Consider the following 821-nt stretch of genomic DNA (forward strand, 5'->3'; position numbering starts at 1 on the left):
AGGGCATCCCAACGTCAACTTTGCTGGCCTGCCTGAAATTTCGAATAGTCAGATATGAACTCAAGGATCTTAGCTCTCGTCGTATGCTGATCTTAGAAAAGCAGCAAATTGGAAGCAAACATGTTACGCGAAAAACTTCACAAAACAGTCTTGTCCTTGGTCGTTGCCCTGACCGCCACAGCCTGCGCAGACCCCTATTATAACCAGGATATGGAAGTCATCGGGACCGCACCTGAACTTTCAGGTATTGCATCAAGCGATATCTGCGATGCCGCATCCTATTTTACATATGATGCCCCGTCCACCAACCGCGAGACAGCAAAACGCCTTTTGCTGGAGGTCCTTAATCGTGGCGATATATCGCGCAAAGACTTTGACAGCGCTTTGACAGGCGACGTCGAACTTGGCATGACAGACCTCGCAGCCACTTGCGCATGGGGCTTGCCAGACGAAGAAGACGAATACTATATTTCCGGCGATCGCAAATACTCTCGCTGGACTTACAAATACGGTGATTACGGAATAGATAGAGATACGATTGAATTTGTCGATGATCGCGTGGTCTCATTAAGCGTTGGCAACTGATTACAGGCACTCTATTTTCTGTAATGCCGACCTGTTCGCGCCCCATGCCGCACCTCAACCTTAACGCGACCTGGAGGAAATACATTATGGCCGGACGCCCTCGCACCAATCCTGACCGCGCAACCACCGGAGCGGAGCGCATGGCTGCCTTCAAGACACGCCTGGCCGCACTGACGCCGCTGGAGCATTGTGCCCGTGAGGCTGGCTACATGACCGTCGATACTGACCGTTGGGTG

1 protein-coding gene is annotated in these 821 nt (G+C 51.9%); it reads left to right on the plus strand.

Annotation, left to right across the window (positions count from 1 at the left end; genetic code table 11):
• The first annotated feature begins 120 nt into the window (after positions 1-120).
• The gene (locus ACOI1H_RS25880; protein ID WP_422441217.1) at positions 121-585 is read left to right on the plus strand and encodes a hypothetical protein; all 465 of its coding nucleotides are present in this window, start codon (positions 121-123) and stop codon (positions 583-585) included.
• The last annotated feature ends 236 nt before the right edge of the window (positions 586-821 follow it).

The sequence above is a fragment of the Loktanella sp. DJP18 genome (assembly GCF_049310965.1).
Lineage (GTDB): Bacteria > Pseudomonadota > Alphaproteobacteria > Rhodobacterales > Rhodobacteraceae > Loktanella.